Here is a 16,428-nt window from a genome sequence, read left to right on the forward strand (position 1 = left end):
CGGACCGATGTTTCCGCATCGGTCCGGGTTAAGTACGTATTATTTTGTCGTTATTGGTAATACGTAAACTTATATCTCACCCTTTCGGTTTTTGACTGACGCTCGCCAAATTCATCTACGCAGTTGCCAACCTGATCCCAGGCCAGGCATCGGGATTCTCTTTTCCCTGAATAGTCAGTCTGCGTCTCACGTGATAACCAGCGCCCCTGCTCATCCCAGCGCAGCGTCGACGTGGAATCAGATGAAGAAATACGGCTTAAGTACCTTCCTTTATAATCATAATTAAAAGATAGACTCGCTATCATTCCCCCACGAATCATTCTATTTACCAATTGATGTTGGTCGTTATAGCTATAGACAATCGAGCTCATCGCTCTTGGGGCGTCAATACCTGTGATAACTCCACTGGAACTAATAATTCGCCCTGATTTGTCGGTATCGTAACGCTCGGTCATAATTAATTTAGACATTTCTCCGGAAGCACTCCGGGTGAGTCTAATCCATTCTGTAACCCACCCTGTACCTTTTTGCCAGCGGGCTTTATTTCTGAGAGTGTTTGTTTCAGTCGACGTACTACTTTTGCTCTCTCGTTCAAAAGTTTCCAGCCTTCCGCATTGGGCAAAATTAATCACGGTAGAAATATTATCCGGCGACTCAATAATGCGTACCGTTTGTACATCCCCTTTAAAAGGGACTAAATGCGTCAAAATAAAAAAGTTTGCATCATTGATAGCCCGCTGTGTCTCATCACAGAGAGGTGATTCAGATAACGGCTTGCACGCTACAATAACAAGGATTACTGGCACCGCCATGAGAGATTTATTCATATAATCTCATTTTGAAAAGTGATAATCAGGATCGCCGAGGTAATAATGGTCCATAAAATAGAAGTACGTAGCCCCAATTAACCAGAACTAAATATAGTATTCTGCTATTAATGCTGGATGACTATCTCCAGTAGTGGGATGCAACGACGAGTAGTTGTACAGGCGATGTTACAATATCAGCAACCACGGCAAGTGGATATAGAACGCGAGCAGCTGAAAGGCCATTTTTTTTATAAATGTTCACAGCATAGGGTTTATCAAAGTTGCTGATAACGATGTTGCCTTGGATTTTTTCCTTTTTCTGAATAGTCCCCTTTAAAGAATTAACAGATCGATAACAAGGACCGGTATTTTCCCCGAACCCATAGCAATCAAATTGATTTTTCACGAGGATATTCTCCGTTGCTTTATCTATTTTTCGCTCGCCATATTTAAATCTGATATCTGCTGTAAAATCTGTGCGGGTTTTTCCAATATTAAAGCGGTCCAAATCAGTAATTATCAACTGAGGCAGATAGCTCTCTTTTAATTCATACATCTTATCAATCTTATCCCCGCCTTGCTTTATCGGATAATTAAAGCGCTCACCAATAAATATCACCTCGTTTTTCTTATTTTCATCTTTACTGAGTGCGATAGCGACAACATTATCTCTGGCGTATATTTTTTCCTGCGATTCATGACCTCTAATATATTCATTAAGCATCAGAGTATTGCAACCGGTCGTGCAAAAAACCATCGCTAAACAACATGATATTCTAATCCTGGATAAATATTTTTTATAAATCGAGTTAACAATTAACAATCTGTATCCTTAGCCCTATCTTGTGATGAGTAAAAACATACACACTTTACACAGATTAACCAAGCGAGGTCATCGATTTTAAGATTTCATTTATATACGGGCAAGAGTTCCCGGGCGAATATAATCAAGGGAGGAGAAAATTCCAATAAGCGTTGCTTATCTACCGGGGCTGGTATTATGCCCGGCAAGCACAGCGTCGCCGGGCATAATGAAGGGGAGACTACGGCGTAATTTGCTCCATCGCCTGCAACACGCGTTTGTCCGAGATGGGATACGGGGTACCCAACTGTTGAGCAAAGAAGCTGACGCGCAGCTCTTCGATCATCCAGCGGATCTCCTGTACGTCGTCGTCATCGCGGCGATTCGGCGGCAGCTTATTCAACCACTGCTGCCACGCCTGTTGCACACTCTCGACTTTCAGCATCTGCGCGCGGTCACGATGCGGGTCGATTGCCAGCTTCTCAAGACGCTTTTCAATTGCCTGCAGATAACGCAGCGTATCGCCAAGGCGGCGGAAACCGTTGCCGGTAACAAAGCCGCGATAAACCAGACCCGCCATCTGCGCTTTAATATCCGACAGCCCCAGGGCCATCGTCATATCTACCCGCCCTTTCAGACGCTTATTGATGTTAAACACCGCCGTCAGGATCTGCTCGACCTGCTTTGCGATATCGACCACCGTGTCGTTCAGTTCGGCGCGCACTTTATCGTGCAGTTTACTAAAGCCCTCTTCGGTCCACACCGGGCCGCCGGCTTCATCGATAAGCTTGTCAACACCACAGGAGATGCAGTCGTCAATCAGATCCAGCACCTTGCCATACGGGTTGAAATAGAGTCCCAGTTTGGCTTTGTTGGGCAGTTTCTCGTGCAGATATTTAATCGGCGACGGAATATTAAGCAACAGCAAACGGCGTAGACCACGCCACATCGCCTGCTGCTGTTCCTGTGGATTATCAAACAGTTTGATGGCGACGCTGTCACGCTCGTCCACCAGCGCCGGCCAGGCTTTAACCTTATAGTTGCCGCGCTTCTGTTCGTAACTCTCCGCCAGGGTGCCGAAACTCCAGATATGCAGCCCGCTCTGTTCAATACCATCGTCGGCCACCGCCGATAGCGTCTCCTGAACTTTACCTTTTAGCGCGTCTTTTAAGGCCTGCAAAGAGCGCCCTTCCTGCAGTTTCTTATTTTTGTCATCCACCACCCGGAAAGTGATTTTCAGGTGATCGGGCACCTGATCCCACTGCCAGGATTCGCGGTCGATGGTCACGCCGGTCATTTTACGCAACTCACGCTCCAGCGAATCCAGCAGAGGCAACGCCAGCGGCGTCGCGCGGCCTAAAAACGCCTCGGCGTAATTAGGCGCTGGGACGAAATTACGCCGAACGGGTTTCGGCAACGATTTGATTAACGCGATGACCAGCTCGCGACGCAGGCCGGGGATCTGCCATTCAAATCCGGCTTCCTCTACCTGGTTGAGCAACGGCAGCGGAATATGAACCGTTACGCCATCGGCATCCGCGCCGGGTTCAAACTGATAGCTAAGACGCAGTTTAAGATTGCCCTGATGCCAGAAATTCGGGTAGTCCAGTTTACTGACCTGCTCAGCCCCCTCTTTAATCAGCATGCTCTTTTCAAAATTGAGCAAGTCTGGCGTTTCGCGGCTGGCCTGCTTCCACCACTTATCAAAGTGGCGAGCGGAGATGACATCGTGGCTAATGCGCTGGTCGTAAAACTCGAACATGGTCTCGTCATCCACCAGGATGTCGCGACGGCGCGACTTATGCTCCAGCTCTTCGATTTCAGCGCGCAGCTTCAGATTATCGCGGAAGAAAGCATGCCGCGTCTGCCAGTCGCCCTCTACCAACGCGTGGCGAATGAACAGCTCACGGCACAGCGCCGGGTCAATCTGGCTATAGTTCACTTTACGTGCGGCGACGATCGGCAGACCGTAGACGGTAACCTTTTCTGTCGCCATTACCGCGCCCTGCGACCGCTCCCAGTGCGGTTCGCTGTAGGAACGTTTGATCAGATGCTGCGCCACCGGCTCGACCCACTCCGGCTCAATGCGGGCGGCGATGCGCCCCCACAGGCGGCTGGTCTCCACCAGTTCCGCGACCATCGTCCACTTCGGCGGTTTCTTGAATAGACCGGAGCCGGGGAAGATAGAGAACCGGGCATTACGGGCGCCGGTATACTCCTGTTTATCAGAGTCTTTCATCCCGATATGCGACAACAAACCGGTCAGCAGCGCGGTATGAATCTCCCGGTATTCCGCCGGCTCGCTGTTGATCGGCAGGCCGAGTTCTTTCACGACCTGGCGCAGCTGGGTGTAAATATCCTGCCATTCACGCACGCGTAAATAGTTGAGGAAATCCACCCGGCACTGGCGGCGGAACTGATTCGACGAGAGCGCCTTTTGTTGTTCGCCGAGATAGTTCCACAAATTGACAAACGCAAGGAAATCAGACTCTTTATCGTGGAAGCGACGATGCTTTTCATCAGACGCCTGCTGCTTGTCCATGGGGCGCTCGCGCGGATCCTGAATCGACAGCGCGGAAGTGATGATCATCGCTTCACGCACGCAGCCATGTTTCTGCGCTTCCAGCACCATCCGCGCCAGACGAGGATCCACCGGTAGCTGGCTAAGCTGGCGGCCCAGTGGGGTTAGCTTATAAGCCGTTGCCTGCTCATCGGTAGTGATGGCGCCGAGCTCTTCTAACAGACGCACGCCATCCTGGATGTTGCGCTTATCCGGCGCTTCGACAAACGGAAACGCGGCGATATCGCCCAGCCCCAGGGCGGTCATTTGCAGAATGACCGACGCCAGGTTGGTACGCAGAATTTCCGGGTCGGTAAATTCCGGCCGCGACAGGAAATCGTCTTCCGAGTAAAGACGGATACAGATACCTTCTGACACACGTCCGCAGCGGCCTTTACGCTGATTAGCAGAGGCCTGTGATACCGGCTCGATAGGCAGGCGCTGCACTTTTGTACGGTAGCTATAGCGACTGATGCGCGCGGTACCCGGATCGATAACGTATTTGATACCCGGAACCGTTAGCGAGGTTTCAGCAACGTTGGTTGCCAGGACAATACGCCGCCCGCTATGGGACTGGAAGACCCGGTTTTGCTCACTATTGGATAAACGAGCATACAGCGGCAGCACTTCGGTATGGCGCAGATTGAGCTTATTCAGCGCATCGGCAGTATCGCGAATTTCCCGCTCGCCGCTCATAAAGATCAGGATATCGCCGGGGCTTTCGCGCCCCAGTTCATCGACGGCATCAAAAATCGCCTGGAGCTGATCGCGTTCGGTATCGTCCGCCTCTTCAACAATCGGACGATATCGTACTTCAACCGGGTAAGTCCGCCCGGAAACTTCGATAATCGGCGCATGATTAAAATGGCGCGAGAAACGTTCCGGGTCGATGGTTGCGGAGGTTATGATGATTTTCAGGTCCGGGCGGCGCGGCAGGAGTTCTTTCAGATAGCCCAGCAGAAAATCAATGTTCAGACTGCGCTCGTGCGCCTCATCAATAATGATGGTGTCATACTGCATCAGCAGGCGATCCTGCTGGATTTCCGCCAGCAGGATACCGTCGGTCATCAGCTTAACCATGGTGTTTTCGCTGACGTGGTCGCTGAAGCGGACTTTATAACCGATACAGCCGCCTGGCTCGCTCTGCAGCTCTTCGGCAATACGGTTAGCGACGGTTCGCGCCGCCAGTCGACGCGGCTGGGTGTGGCCAATCAGGCCTTTCAGGCCGCGCCCCAGCTCCATGCAAATTTTGGGTAACTGAGTGGTTTTGCCAGAACCGGTCTCCCCGGCGACGATCACCACCTGGTGGTCGCGCACCGCTTCGAGAATTTCTTGTTTTTTCTGACTAACCGGCAGGTTTTCCGGATAGGTAATTGCCGGACGCGCGGCTTCGCGTAGCAGGACTTTCCCAGCGGCCTGTTCTATCTCCTGCGCCATCTCGTGGAGAATGGCCTGCTGGGCATCAGGATTTTTAACCTTCTTTGCGCCATGCAGGCGGCGGCTGTAGCGCGATTTATCGCGCAGCATCAGGCCATCGAGCCGTTCATAGAGCTGCGAGAAAGTGATTTTTTGTTGTTCTGTCATAGCGTTATCGGGCAGTGCTCTGCCGGAAAAATCTCTCATGTAATATTGCTGTAGATTATCACATCTGTAGAATTCATGCCTTGTTCAAAAAAATTGAACATAGAATTCGATATATTGCGCTATCTCTGCGGCATGATTGTGAATACAGTGTCATCAAGCACCAGGGCATTGACCCGTCAATCACATTAAAAGGAAACACCCATGAGCAAAGTATTAGTTCTGAAGTCCAGTATTCTTGCAGGGTACTCGCAATCCGGCCAACTGTCCGACTATTTTGTTGAACAATGGCGCGAAAAACACGCAGGCGACGTTATCACCGTGCGCGATCTGGCGGCAAACCCGATTCCGGTACTGGATGGTGAACTGGTTGGCGCGCTGCGTCCGAGCGATGCACAGTTGACTGCGCGTCAGCAGGAAGCGCTGGCACTCTCCGATGAGCTGATCGCTGAACTGAAAGCTAACGATGTGATTGTTATCGCTGCGCCGATGTACAACTTCAACATCCCGACTCAGCTGAAAAACTATTTTGACCTGGTTGCCCGCGCAGGCGTCACCTTCCGTTACACCGAGAAGGGGCCTGAAGGTCTGGTTACCGGCAAACGTGCGGTAGTGCTAACCAGCCGCGGTGGTATCCATAAAGATACGCCGACCGACCTGGTTACGCCGTATCTGTCTACCTTCCTTGGCTTTATCGGTATCACCGACGTGAACTTCGTGTTTGCAGAGGGTATTGCTTATGGTCCAGAAGTTGCGGCCAAAGCGCAGTCCGATGCCAAAGCGGCGATCGACAGCGTGGTTGCTGCCTGATAAAACAAACCTCCCGCCTCAGCGGGAGGTTTTATTCTTGCCAAGAATTAAACGCTAACGCCATGCGCGGAAGCTAACGCCGCCAGACCGCCAGCGAATCCCTGACCTACCGCTTTAAATTTCCATTCAGCACCGTGACGATACAGTTCGCCAAAGATCATCGCCGTTTCCGTTGATGCATCTTCCGACAGATCAAAACGCGCGATTTCTTCACCATTGTCGTGGTTATACACGCGCATATAGCTATTCTGTACCATACCGAAGTTCTGCTTACGGGCTTCGGCGTCGTAGATGGTTACCGAGAAAACCAGTTTTTTCACCTCTGCGGCAACCTGGGAAAGCGTGATTTTGACCTGTTCATCATCGCAGTCTCCTTCACCGGTACGGTTATCACCCTGGTGCTCAACACCGCCGCAAGGGCTCTTCTTGTTATTAAAGAAGATGAAATTCGCATCCGAGAGCACCTTGCCATCCTCGCCAACCATAAAGACCGACGCGTCAAGGTCGAAGCCCTGCCCGTCAGTGACCCGAGCATCCCAACCTAACCCCACCATCGCGATATTCATCGACGGCGCTTCTTTAGTGAGTGATACGTTACCACCCTTAACCAGGGAAACAGCCATTTAAACCTCCTGTTATAAATCTACCGTATTGCCCGATTCGCAATCAGGCAGCTCGAGTCACGATGCGTTGATTCCATACTGGGCACAGACGCTGGACAAGCCGCCTGCGTATCCCTGACCGACGGCACGGAACTTCCACTCGCCGTTATGGCGATAAAGTTCGCCGAAAAGCATCGCCGTTTCGCTGGAAGCGTCTTCGGTCAAATCATAGCGGGCTACTTCATGCTGCGAATCGTTGTTGACCAAACGAATAAAAGCGCCAGAAACCTGACCGAAGCTTTGGCGACGCATTTGCGCGTCGTGAATGGTCACCACAAAGATAATTTTCGCGACATTCGCGGGGATCATATCCAGTTTGACGATCAGCGATTCATCATCGCCGTCTCCTTCACCGGTCCGGTTGTCACCGGTATGAGTGACCGAACCATCTGCCGATTTTAAGTTGTTGTAGAAGATGAAATCGCTGTCGCTGCGCACCTTTCCTGTCTCAGATAACAGGAAGGCGGAAGCGTCGAGGTCAAAATCCTGGCCGTCGGTGGTACGAACATCCCACCCTAATCCAACCAGCACATTTTTCATTGACGGATCGCTTTTGCTAAGAGAAACGTTACCGCCTTTTGATAGTGATACGCTCATATTAAATCCTTTTTAAAGTGAACATGAATAAGGACAGTGCAAAGAATTAACTACCTCCCGGCTGTTCCTCGTTTTTTTCCTGAAATACAAAACTAGCGACAATCCCAAGAATAAGCACCACCAGAACGACATACAGACTGGCGGTAGCCGAAATACTATAGCCATGGTGCCAGAGATGGTCGGTGGCATTCAGACCAAGCTTAAAGGCAATAAAGAAAAGTAATACGATGACCGCTTTTTCAAGATGCACTAAATAATGTTTAAGCGCCTCCAGTACGAAATAAAGCGTACGTAGGCCAAGAATGGCAAACATCATCGCGCTATAGACAATCAGCGGCTCCTGGCTTATTGCAATAATGGCCGGCACGGAATCAAAAGCAAACATCACATCAGACAGTTCAACGACCGCCACGCATAACATCAGCGGCGTTGCATATAGCGCGACGCGTTTACCAGCGCTAATAATGAGATCTTTATTCTCCGGCTTCGCCCGTTCACGGTCGACCTCTTTAGCGGTAAGTAAAAAAGCATGTCCCACCAATTTTGGCCAGATGGGGAACACACGTTTTACCAGTCGGTAAGCGATATGCTGCGAATAGTCTTCTATTTCATCGCTCTCCTCCCCGCTTTTTAACATCATGACGGCAGTCCATAGCACAATTAAGGCAAAGACTATTTCAACATACGGACCCAGTGCTAATAGCCCTGTGCCGATGGCGACAAAAATAGCGCGGAAAATAATCGCGCCAATCACCCCCCAGTACAGGACGCGGTGGCGATAGCGTTCCGGGATACCAAACCAGGAGAAGATCGCCATCATAACGAAAAGATTATCGACCGAAAGCACCTTTTCTAAGGCGTAACCAGTAACAAACAAACTGGCTACTTCCGCGCCGTGGTGCACCAGCAGAAATCCGGCAAAAGCCATTGCCACCACAACCCAAAATAGTGACCATAGTGCCGCGCTTTTCAGCGATATCACGCTATCGTTACGATGCATCACGAGGTCGATAACGATAGCCCCGATGGCGAGAATAATAAAAACGCTCACCGTTTCAACGGGAAAACCTAAATGCGTGGAGACCATGAAATACCTTTAAATGCTGGGGTTAAAGACCAAACTCTTCAGCGTTAAAACCGAGCGCTGCGATTATTTCTCGGGTTGCCGCCTGTTCATCCGGGTCGAAATGGCCATCGCTTTTGCCCACCGCAATGCCTACTCGCACGGCCAGTTGTGCTGCTTCTGGCTGATCTTTTAAAGCCAGAATATATTTCATGGTTTCGCCTTTGCCGATTTCCATATCGAAATCGAAGCTGGATACCAATTTATTAAAAAAGTCGATCACTTCGTTGGTATCAAAAACTTTCATTTCCTCCGACGAACGAAGAAAGCCCATCATTTTCTGTTTTTCTTCGGCGCTAACACCATCGCTGGAAACGGCAATGCGAGCACATACCGCAACCGTTCCCTGCATGAATTTCTTATTTTTAAAACGCCCAACCTGTTTGACCAGTTCATCGCGGCTGGCGTTCAATGTCGATTTTACTTTATTAAATAATCCCATCGTTCCCTCACTTGGTTTTCTTTATTTAGAACCTGCTCGCCAGCGGAATCCCCAACCGAATGCGCGATCCATCTCTTTATGGCCGGTGAAATATTGATTTATACGCTCAACTTTTATGGCGCCGTTGTCATTGACTAAGCGAGCAATAGCGCACATTGTTCGACGATTATTGCCTTCGGTCAGTCGGGTTTCGATTGGCGGCTGGCCGGGGACATGTAGCGTAACTACGCCATCTGTTTTATCCCAGCTGGCAACGCCTTCATAAATAAAGGCGTAGATTAATATCTGCTGAATATTTTGCCATTCGCTGCCATTGATACAGATCCATTCGCCATCGTTAACAGCCCCCGTACGATCGTCACCCTGAAGCTGAATAAAGGGCGGTTGTTGATATCGCCCAAATGCATTACCCAATGCCTGAACTACGCTTAAATCGCCATTTTTTAATTCGACAAAAGCGCCAAGATCCAGATCAACGTTGCTGGCCCCTCCCCCTAATAATGAACCAAATAAGCCTGTGGCCGAGCTTTGGCGATGCCAATTCAGATTAACGCGTATCTCGCCATAGTCGTCTCGTTTAGCGAGGCTGATTGCCGGTTTCTCTTTAGTCAAAGTGACTTTGCTGAGGTTCACTTTCGCGGCTTCAGCAGCAGGAGGTGTAACTTCATCGGCAATATCAACGCCATAGTATTCAGCGAGCGGTTTTAGTCCGCCCGTAAAACCCTGAGCGACAAAGCGAAACTTCCACTCGCCATTACGCCGGTAAAACTCGCCCAGAATCAGCGCGGCTTCATTTCGACCGTGAACATCGACCTGACAGTCAATCAGCGTATTGCCGTTATGCTCCACCGCGATAGTCAAATGGCCTAATTCACCGATAGTCCTGTTATTATCGCAGGTTGCGGTAAATGCCACCTTTTGGACGTCCGCCTGCAGCAGCCCTAATGCAACCTGAAATACAGTAACAGAATTATTAGCGCTAACCTGTATGGTATTATCATCATTCCGCGGCTGGCCGTAAAAACACATATCCGCATCGCCTCTCACTTTATTATTGGTATAGAGACGAAATGACGACACATCAACACCGCTTCCCGCGCTTATTTTGATACTAAGATTAGCTGCAGGAACCGCGCTATTTCCTCCGGGTAATAATTTCATTAGCGCACCACAATGCGTAATACGTCACTTTCCATATCTTCGATAGTGCGCCCCTGAGCAGCTTGACCATGGGCGGTAAAATCCCAACTGCCATTCTGACGGCTTAATGAAGCAATAATAATACCGGTATGAGAACCTTGCTCGGTTAGCTGGTAGCGGGCCAACTCCTGATTATTTTGATCGAGCACGCGGCAATGGGCATTCTCAACTTCGTTAAAAGTTTGGCCGCGAAAACTATTGACGGTAAAAGCCAGATACTCCACATTAGAGGAAAGTTTTTCCAGATTGACGCGAATGACTTCATCATCACCCTCACCCTCTCCAGTTAAATTATCGCCGCTATGAACGACAGCGCCACAGCGAGATTTCAGCTGTCCAAACCAAATGGTATCCAGCACGTTGCCATTCTTATTCAATAGAATGCAGCTGGCATCAAGGTCGATAGAACCGGCGCCACCGGAGAACAATCCGCCGAAAAACCCTTTTTTCTTCGCCTGCAGCGGATCCCAGCCTAAACCGAAAGTCAGCTGCGATAATGCCGGAGACGCTTTGCTTAATGAAATTGTCTGATTCTTAGTAAGTGAGACCATTTATTATTCCCTATAAAATATATTTAGCAAATCAATATGCATTAAAGACTCGAAAAAAATCATATCATGATAAAGAACTGAGACAAGGCAATTTATAAAATTAGGAAAAAGAAAAATACGCCACTGATAGCAATGCATTCCCAAAATCATTAAAAAATATAAAAATATTCACTGCACAAATACTCATTCCGAAAACAAAAAAGCACCTCATATTATGATTGACATGCCATTATAGCGAACCTAGACTCCAGTTAAATTTAACGCTGGACGCGTGGAAGTAATATTAATGGAAAGAAAAATATGGATTATGGAGGGGCTCGCCTCCCAACGCGATATCATTTTCGGCATTAATGATTTCACAATCAATAATAACAAACACCCAATAACCACCTACGCTTCACATAGTCAATCACGACATGAAATATTATCAACGGCACATTTTTCATTAAGTGAACCCACAGACATCAATTCACGAATGTCATTTATTTCATCAATAACAAAGGAATATGGCATATCCGCCATTCAGGTTGGCAAAGCGTGCCGTTGGTACGAACAGCACCGACGGCAAATTGAAGCGCTAGGCGTGAGTCTCACCACGGGCGCAAGCCAGGTATCCACATTTGATATTGCCGATGACAAAGTCAGCTTTGCAAAAGCCATGCAAGCGTATGGGCTTCCCGTGGTGCCATCTATTCGAATCACTGATACCAACACGCTGGAATATCTCCTCAAAGCGTCACCTTTTCCCGGTTGCCGTTTATGTGTGAAACCCGTGACCGGTATTTATGGCATGGGGTTTTGGCTATTTGATGAGCACGCGCTTTCTACAGATATTATTAACCACCCGGAACAACGACGCATTCAGCCGGAACAGTATCTTGCCGCCGTTAAGAGCAGTGAGGTGTTTACTCCACTGACCCTCATGCCCTGGTTACCCGGGCCCGAATACTCTGTCGACATGCTGCTTAGTCACGGCAAAGTACTGACAGCCATTGGTAGACGAAAAGAAGGCGCGCTGCAGTATCTGGAAAATAGCGGGCCGGCGATAGAACTTGCCTGCGCCTGCGCCGAAGCACTGCACGCTGATGGCCTGGTTAACGTGCAGACCCGGAACGATACAGAAGGCAAACCACTTTTACTGGAAATAAATCTACGCCCTTCCGGTGGTATTGGTTATACCCGTCACAGCGGCGTTAATCTGCCCGGGTTGTTCGCCGCGCAGCGGCTGGATTTACTGACAGCGGATGACATTATACGGCGCGTAGCGCATCAGTTCACCCCTGCAACCATCAGAGTAATGACAGAGAGCAGGCGATACCCTCAGCAACTCAACAACGTTCTTGCGCCTTCGTACAATGCGGAGGTGAAATGATGAAACACGAAAACTGCTACCGCCGTCAGCTCTCAAGTGGCGAATTACGCGTGTTTCACCACGGCGAGGATAACGAACTTCATGCACTGTTTGACATCGCTGAACGGCGCAATCCTAAACGGGCATTTCTGTTTGTCAGTCAGGTGTTAGGTCGACATATCCCTGTTTCGCCGGCAACGATGCGCGCAGTTTACCAGCGACTTGCCGTTGGTTTCCCCGCCGACCTCGCCGGGCCGGTGTTGTTCGTCGGGATGGCTGAGACTGCCGTTGGCCTCGGCGCAGGCGTGTTTGACGAACTCCGCAAACGTGTTGACCAGGCAATCTATCTCACCTCTACGCGTCATCCGCAAGAGGCGGAACTGCTGTGCGAATTTAAAGAAGCGCATAGCCATGCCACGGACCATTTGATTTATCTCCCCGACGATCGAGAAATGCGCCGACGGGTGCTGGAAGCAAAAACTCTGGTGCTCATCGATGATGAAGCAACGACCGGTAATACCTTCATCAATCTTGTGTCCGCGTTGCACCCGCATCTGACACATTTGCAAAGGGTTGTCTCCGTGACCCTCACCGACTGGAGCGGCGATGCCTTCGCCAGGCGTTGTAACCTGCCTGTCAGCCAGGTCGCGTTAGTTAAAGGACGCTGGGAATGGTATCCACAGTCCAACGCTACGCCTCCTGAAATGCCTGCCGTCAATATTACCTCGCGTGGAGAGTATGCCCTTTCACGGCGCCAGACGTGGGGGCGCCTGGGAATGATACGTCCCGCCGCTGACCTCGGCTGCGAGATCGTCGCAGCCACAGGCGAAACTATCCTGGTACTAGGCAGCGGTGAGTTTGTCTGGGAACCATTTTTGCTAGCTGAGCGTCTTGAGCAGCAAGGGGCCAGCATTAAGTTCAGCGCCACTAGTCGCTCGCCGATTGCGCCCGGCATGGCCATCCAATCGCTGCTGTCATTTAACGATAATTACGGGCTGGGCATCCCAAACTTTGTCTACAACGTCGCCCACCAGCGTTTCGATCGCATTATTTTATGTATTGAGACCCCAAAGGAAAGCGTTGATCCCCACCTGGTACACGCGCTGGAGTCGCTTTGTTCGCGACTGGAGATTTTATCTTATGAATAAGCCAGTAGTATTTTCCGATCTCGACGATACGTTATTTCAGACCAGACGGAAAATGGTCAATGAACTCTCTGCGGCCCCCTTTCGTTGCGCCGCGCTGGACCGGGAAATGCGTCCACGCAGCTATATGAACGAAGAGCAGGCCATGCTCGTCGATTGGCTGCTGGAACATGCCGAACTGATCCCCGTCACCGCCAGAGGAAGCGAAGAGTTGGCGCGGGTGCAAATCGCGTTTGACTCATGGGCTATAACCACCCACGGCGCGGTCATCATCACGCCTGAAGGGCTAGCGGATGCTGAGTGGCAACAGCATATGTTGGCTAACCTGGCGCCGTATGCTGACAAACTGACAGCCATGCAACACGACATCACTACCCAGATGGCTATTCAAGGCGTCGACGGCTGGGCGCGCATCAACAAAGAGTATGACGAAGTGCCCGTTTACCTGGTGATGAAACATCGCGACAGCACCAGAATCGCCGAACTTTACGCCTTTGCCGACTGGCTGACGCAGCGCTTCACCCTGCAGGGCTTTTATCTTCACCGCAACGGTAATAATGTTGCCTGGATACCTGAACCTGTCGATAAAGGGTCGGCCGTCGCTTGGCTAGTAAATAAATTGCAGGCCCAGCGCGGCAAATTCCCGGTGCTCGGTTTTGGCGACAGCCTTAGCGATCATCGCTTTTTGCAACTTTGCCATTGGTTTGCCATCCCCAGGCAAAGCCAGTTTGCCGCAGCCATTAATCACCATATTTTCGCAGGTTCTTAATATGCACGAGCTCCATCACTTTTCCGGCGCTTTTCCGCAAAATGACGTCCGCTTTCTACTCAGTCCGGTGAATATCGCCATGACGTCGGTTGATGAAAAAGAGGTGTTGATTCAATCGGGTAAAGCGCACTATTCCGACCTGCTCAGCCAGGAGCCCGCGCCAAGTCAGTGGCATCTTAATCTTTTTGCCAAGGCCCTGCAGCGTGAAACGCCACGCATGGCTAACGAGGTGCAGCAGCTCTGTCACACGCTCATCGCGCAGTTCACTGATACGCCTATCATACTGGTGAGTTTAGTGCGCGCGGGTGTGCCGCTAGGGGTGATGCTACAGCGTGCGCTGCGTGATGCGGGTAAAACGTCCTTCCACTACGGTATTAGCATCATTCGCGATCGCGGTATTGATAGCGCCGCGCTTGACTGGATTGAACGCCGTCACGGCACGCAAGGTATCGTCTTTGTCGACGGATGGACCGGCAAAGGCGCCATTCGTTCGCAGCTGCAACGTTCGCTACATGGCCGTAAAGGCTACCCCGCCGATCCCAGACTGGTGGTGTTAGCCGATCCCTGCGGCTGCGCGTGGTTGTCCGCGTCCGACGATGACTGGTTAATCCCCTTCGGAATCATGGGCGCGCCGGTATCGGGTCTGATTTCTCGCTCTTTGTGGTCGCCGGTCGGCTTTCACGGTTGTGTGCAATGCGATCATTTAGCTGATTTTGAATGCGGCCAGCTACTGGTTGATACCGTTGACAACTATCGACAGACGCTACTATCCGCCGCGCAGATTAAACCTGATTTAGCGCAGAAAGCCAGACTTCGACGCAAAAGCGAAGCTGTAGTGCTCCATCTCGCCGAACGATATGCCGTCGACAATCTTAACCGCATCAAACCAGGCATCGCAGAAGCAACACGAGCGGTGCTTCGCAGGGTACCCGATCATGTTCTGGTGCGCGCCATTAACGATCCGGATGTTGCGCTACTGATTGCGTTAGCCCGCGATAAAGGTATTCACGTAAGCGAAGTTGGCGATGAAATCGGCCAATACCGTGCCGTCACTATTATCAAGAAGGTATTTTAATGAAAACACGTCTCTCGGCATGGAATCTGGGAGCGACCCTATACATGCCCGCCACGCGCCATGATATTGCCTCAACCATCATTGACGGCAAAATGAAAGGACTACGCTCATTAGTGATCTGTCTTGAGGATTCGGTTAGCGATAGCGATATCAACCACGCTCTGGTAAACCTCGAAAAGCTCTGTACACAGCTGGCCCATGCCAAAGCAACACAAGAGCACCGTCTCTGGCCGCTGGTATTTATTCGTCCACGACATCTAACCATGGCGAAACAACTAATCGAGAACTTTGATTTGACGGCCATTGACGGCATGGTCATACCCAAATTCACTCACCATTCACTGGCTGGCTGGTGGCGAGCGATCGGCAGCACTTCTCTGAGCATGATGCCAACGCTGGAAACCGAAGAGGTATTTGATTGCGAGAAAATGCGCCAACTTGCCGTAGAACTCAGCGCTCATCCCTGTCGAGCCCGGATAATCGCCTTGCGTATCGGTGGTAACGATCTCATGAATGTTATCTCGCTGCGTCGTTCGCGTAACCTGACGCTGTACGACGGGCCAATGGGATACGTTATCAAAATGCTGGTATCCGTTTTCTCTCCTTATCATTTCGCCCTTACCGCGCCGGTTTGCGAACATATCGATAGCCAGGAGATCATGGCGCGGGAACTGCAGCTGGATATGGCCCACGGTCTGGTCGGAAAAACAGCTATTCATCCCAATCAATTGCTGACGATTGAACGAGCGCTAATGGTCACACCCGGCGAACACGCTGATGCGCTACGGATCCTTAACTCCAGCCAGGCTGTGTTTAAATCTCAAGGGACAATGTGCGAACCGGCCACCCATCGCAACTGGGCTGCAGCCATCCTGGCCAGAGCAGCCCATTACGGTATCGTTAGCGAATTCGCCCAAGACGCTTTTGCCCAAGGGTCGATAAATTAACCGA

Annotated in this window: 15 protein-coding genes; 6 read left to right on the forward strand and 9 right to left on the reverse strand. The window is 50.5% G+C overall.

The annotated features are described in order from the left end of the window. Nucleotides 1-50: 50 nt before the first annotated feature. From ABLV17_RS23945 to hrpA, 3 genes are all read right to left on the reverse strand, one after another. Nucleotides 51-827, reverse strand: coding sequence for a hypothetical protein (locus ABLV17_RS23945; RefSeq protein ID WP_308958135.1), 777 nt, complete (start codon nucleotides 825-827; stop codon nucleotides 51-53). A 121-nt stretch (nucleotides 828-948) separates the two neighbouring features. Continuing rightward, nucleotides 949-1,533, reverse strand: coding sequence for a hypothetical protein (locus ABLV17_RS23950; protein ID WP_308958134.1), 585 nt, complete (start codon nucleotides 1,531-1,533; stop codon nucleotides 949-951). 319 nt (nucleotides 1,534-1,852) lie between these two features. Then, nucleotides 1,853-5,755 (reverse strand): ATP-dependent RNA helicase HrpA, encoded by a 3,903-nt coding sequence (hrpA, locus tag ABLV17_RS23955; RefSeq protein ID WP_308958133.1) that lies wholly within the window; start codon nucleotides 5,753-5,755, stop codon nucleotides 1,853-1,855. 201 nt (nucleotides 5,756-5,956) lie between these two features. On the opposite strand from hrpA, the gene azoR reads away from it, so the two are divergent. After that, nucleotides 5,957-6,562, forward strand: coding sequence for an FMN-dependent NADH-azoreductase (gene azoR / locus ABLV17_RS23960; protein ID WP_049052730.1), 606 nt, complete (start codon nucleotides 5,957-5,959; stop codon nucleotides 6,560-6,562). Between the two features lie 47 nt (nucleotides 6,563-6,609). Here azoR and ABLV17_RS23965 read toward each other — a convergent pair whose 3' ends face one another. Genes ABLV17_RS23965 through ABLV17_RS23990 form a run of 6 tightly spaced genes read right to left on the reverse strand, consistent with a single transcriptional unit; the run spans nucleotide 6,610 to nucleotide 11,137 of the window. After that, nucleotides 6,610-7,185, reverse strand: coding sequence for a TerD family protein (locus ABLV17_RS23965; protein WP_348854729.1), 576 nt, complete (start codon nucleotides 7,183-7,185; stop codon nucleotides 6,610-6,612). 57 nt (nucleotides 7,186-7,242) lie between these two features. Continuing rightward, on the reverse strand, nucleotides 7,243-7,821 hold the full coding sequence (locus ABLV17_RS23970) for a TerD family protein (protein ID WP_087859477.1): 579 nt from the start codon (nucleotides 7,819-7,821) through the stop codon (nucleotides 7,243-7,245). A 46-nt stretch (nucleotides 7,822-7,867) separates the two neighbouring features. Beyond that, the gene (locus tag ABLV17_RS23975; protein ID WP_087859476.1) at nucleotides 7,868-8,908 is read right to left on the reverse strand and encodes a TerC/Alx family metal homeostasis membrane protein; all 1,041 of its coding nucleotides are present in this window, start codon (nucleotides 8,906-8,908) and stop codon (nucleotides 7,868-7,870) included. A 22-nt stretch (nucleotides 8,909-8,930) separates the two neighbouring features. After that, nucleotides 8,931-9,386, reverse strand: coding sequence for a tellurite resistance TerB family protein (locus ABLV17_RS23980; RefSeq protein ID WP_087859475.1), 456 nt, complete (start codon nucleotides 9,384-9,386; stop codon nucleotides 8,931-8,933). 21 nt (nucleotides 9,387-9,407) lie between these two features. Beyond that, entirely contained in the window at nucleotides 9,408-10,547 is a 1,140-nt protein-coding gene (locus tag ABLV17_RS23985) for a TerD family protein (protein WP_308958706.1), read from the reverse strand. Further along, a complete protein-coding gene (locus tag ABLV17_RS23990) occupies nucleotides 10,547-11,137 on the reverse strand; it encodes a TerD family protein (RefSeq protein ID WP_308958705.1) in 591 nt (196 codons plus the stop codon). The genes ABLV17_RS23985 and ABLV17_RS23990 overlap by 1 nt, the downstream gene beginning before the upstream one ends. Nucleotides 11,138-11,423: 286 nt before the next feature. On the opposite strand from ABLV17_RS23990, the gene ABLV17_RS23995 reads away from it, so the two are divergent. Genes ABLV17_RS23995 through ABLV17_RS24015 form a run of 5 tightly spaced genes read left to right on the forward strand, consistent with a single transcriptional unit; the run spans nucleotide 11,424 to nucleotide 16,424 of the window. After that, nucleotides 11,424-12,509, forward strand: coding sequence for an ATP-grasp domain-containing protein (locus ABLV17_RS23995; RefSeq protein WP_348854730.1), 1,086 nt, complete (start codon nucleotides 11,424-11,426; stop codon nucleotides 12,507-12,509). Beyond that, complete coding sequence (locus ABLV17_RS24000) at nucleotides 12,506-13,636, forward strand: phosphoribosyltransferase domain-containing protein (protein ID WP_308958703.1); 1,131 nt, start codon at nucleotides 12,506-12,508, stop codon at nucleotides 13,634-13,636. Before ABLV17_RS23995 ends, ABLV17_RS24000 begins: the two co-directional genes overlap by 4 nt. Continuing rightward, complete coding sequence (locus tag ABLV17_RS24005; RefSeq protein ID WP_113373232.1) at nucleotides 13,629-14,402, forward strand: hypothetical protein; 774 nt, start codon at nucleotides 13,629-13,631, stop codon at nucleotides 14,400-14,402. Before ABLV17_RS24000 ends, ABLV17_RS24005 begins: the two co-directional genes overlap by 8 nt. Nucleotide 14,403: 1 nt before the next feature. Beyond that, the gene (locus tag ABLV17_RS24010) at nucleotides 14,404-15,477 is read left to right on the forward strand and encodes a cysteine protease StiP family protein (RefSeq protein ID WP_308958702.1); all 1,074 of its coding nucleotides are present in this window, start codon (nucleotides 14,404-14,406) and stop codon (nucleotides 15,475-15,477) included. Then, entirely contained in the window at nucleotides 15,477-16,424 is a 948-nt protein-coding gene (locus tag ABLV17_RS24015; RefSeq protein WP_113373230.1) for an HpcH/HpaI aldolase/citrate lyase family protein, read from the forward strand. The genes ABLV17_RS24010 and ABLV17_RS24015 overlap by 1 nt, the downstream gene beginning before the upstream one ends. The last annotated feature ends 4 nt before the right edge of the window (nucleotides 16,425-16,428 follow it).

It is taken from the genome of Klebsiella sp. CN_Kp091 (genome assembly GCF_040065095.1).
GTDB classification, from domain to species: domain Bacteria; phylum Pseudomonadota; class Gammaproteobacteria; order Enterobacterales; family Enterobacteriaceae; genus Klebsiella; species Klebsiella aerogenes.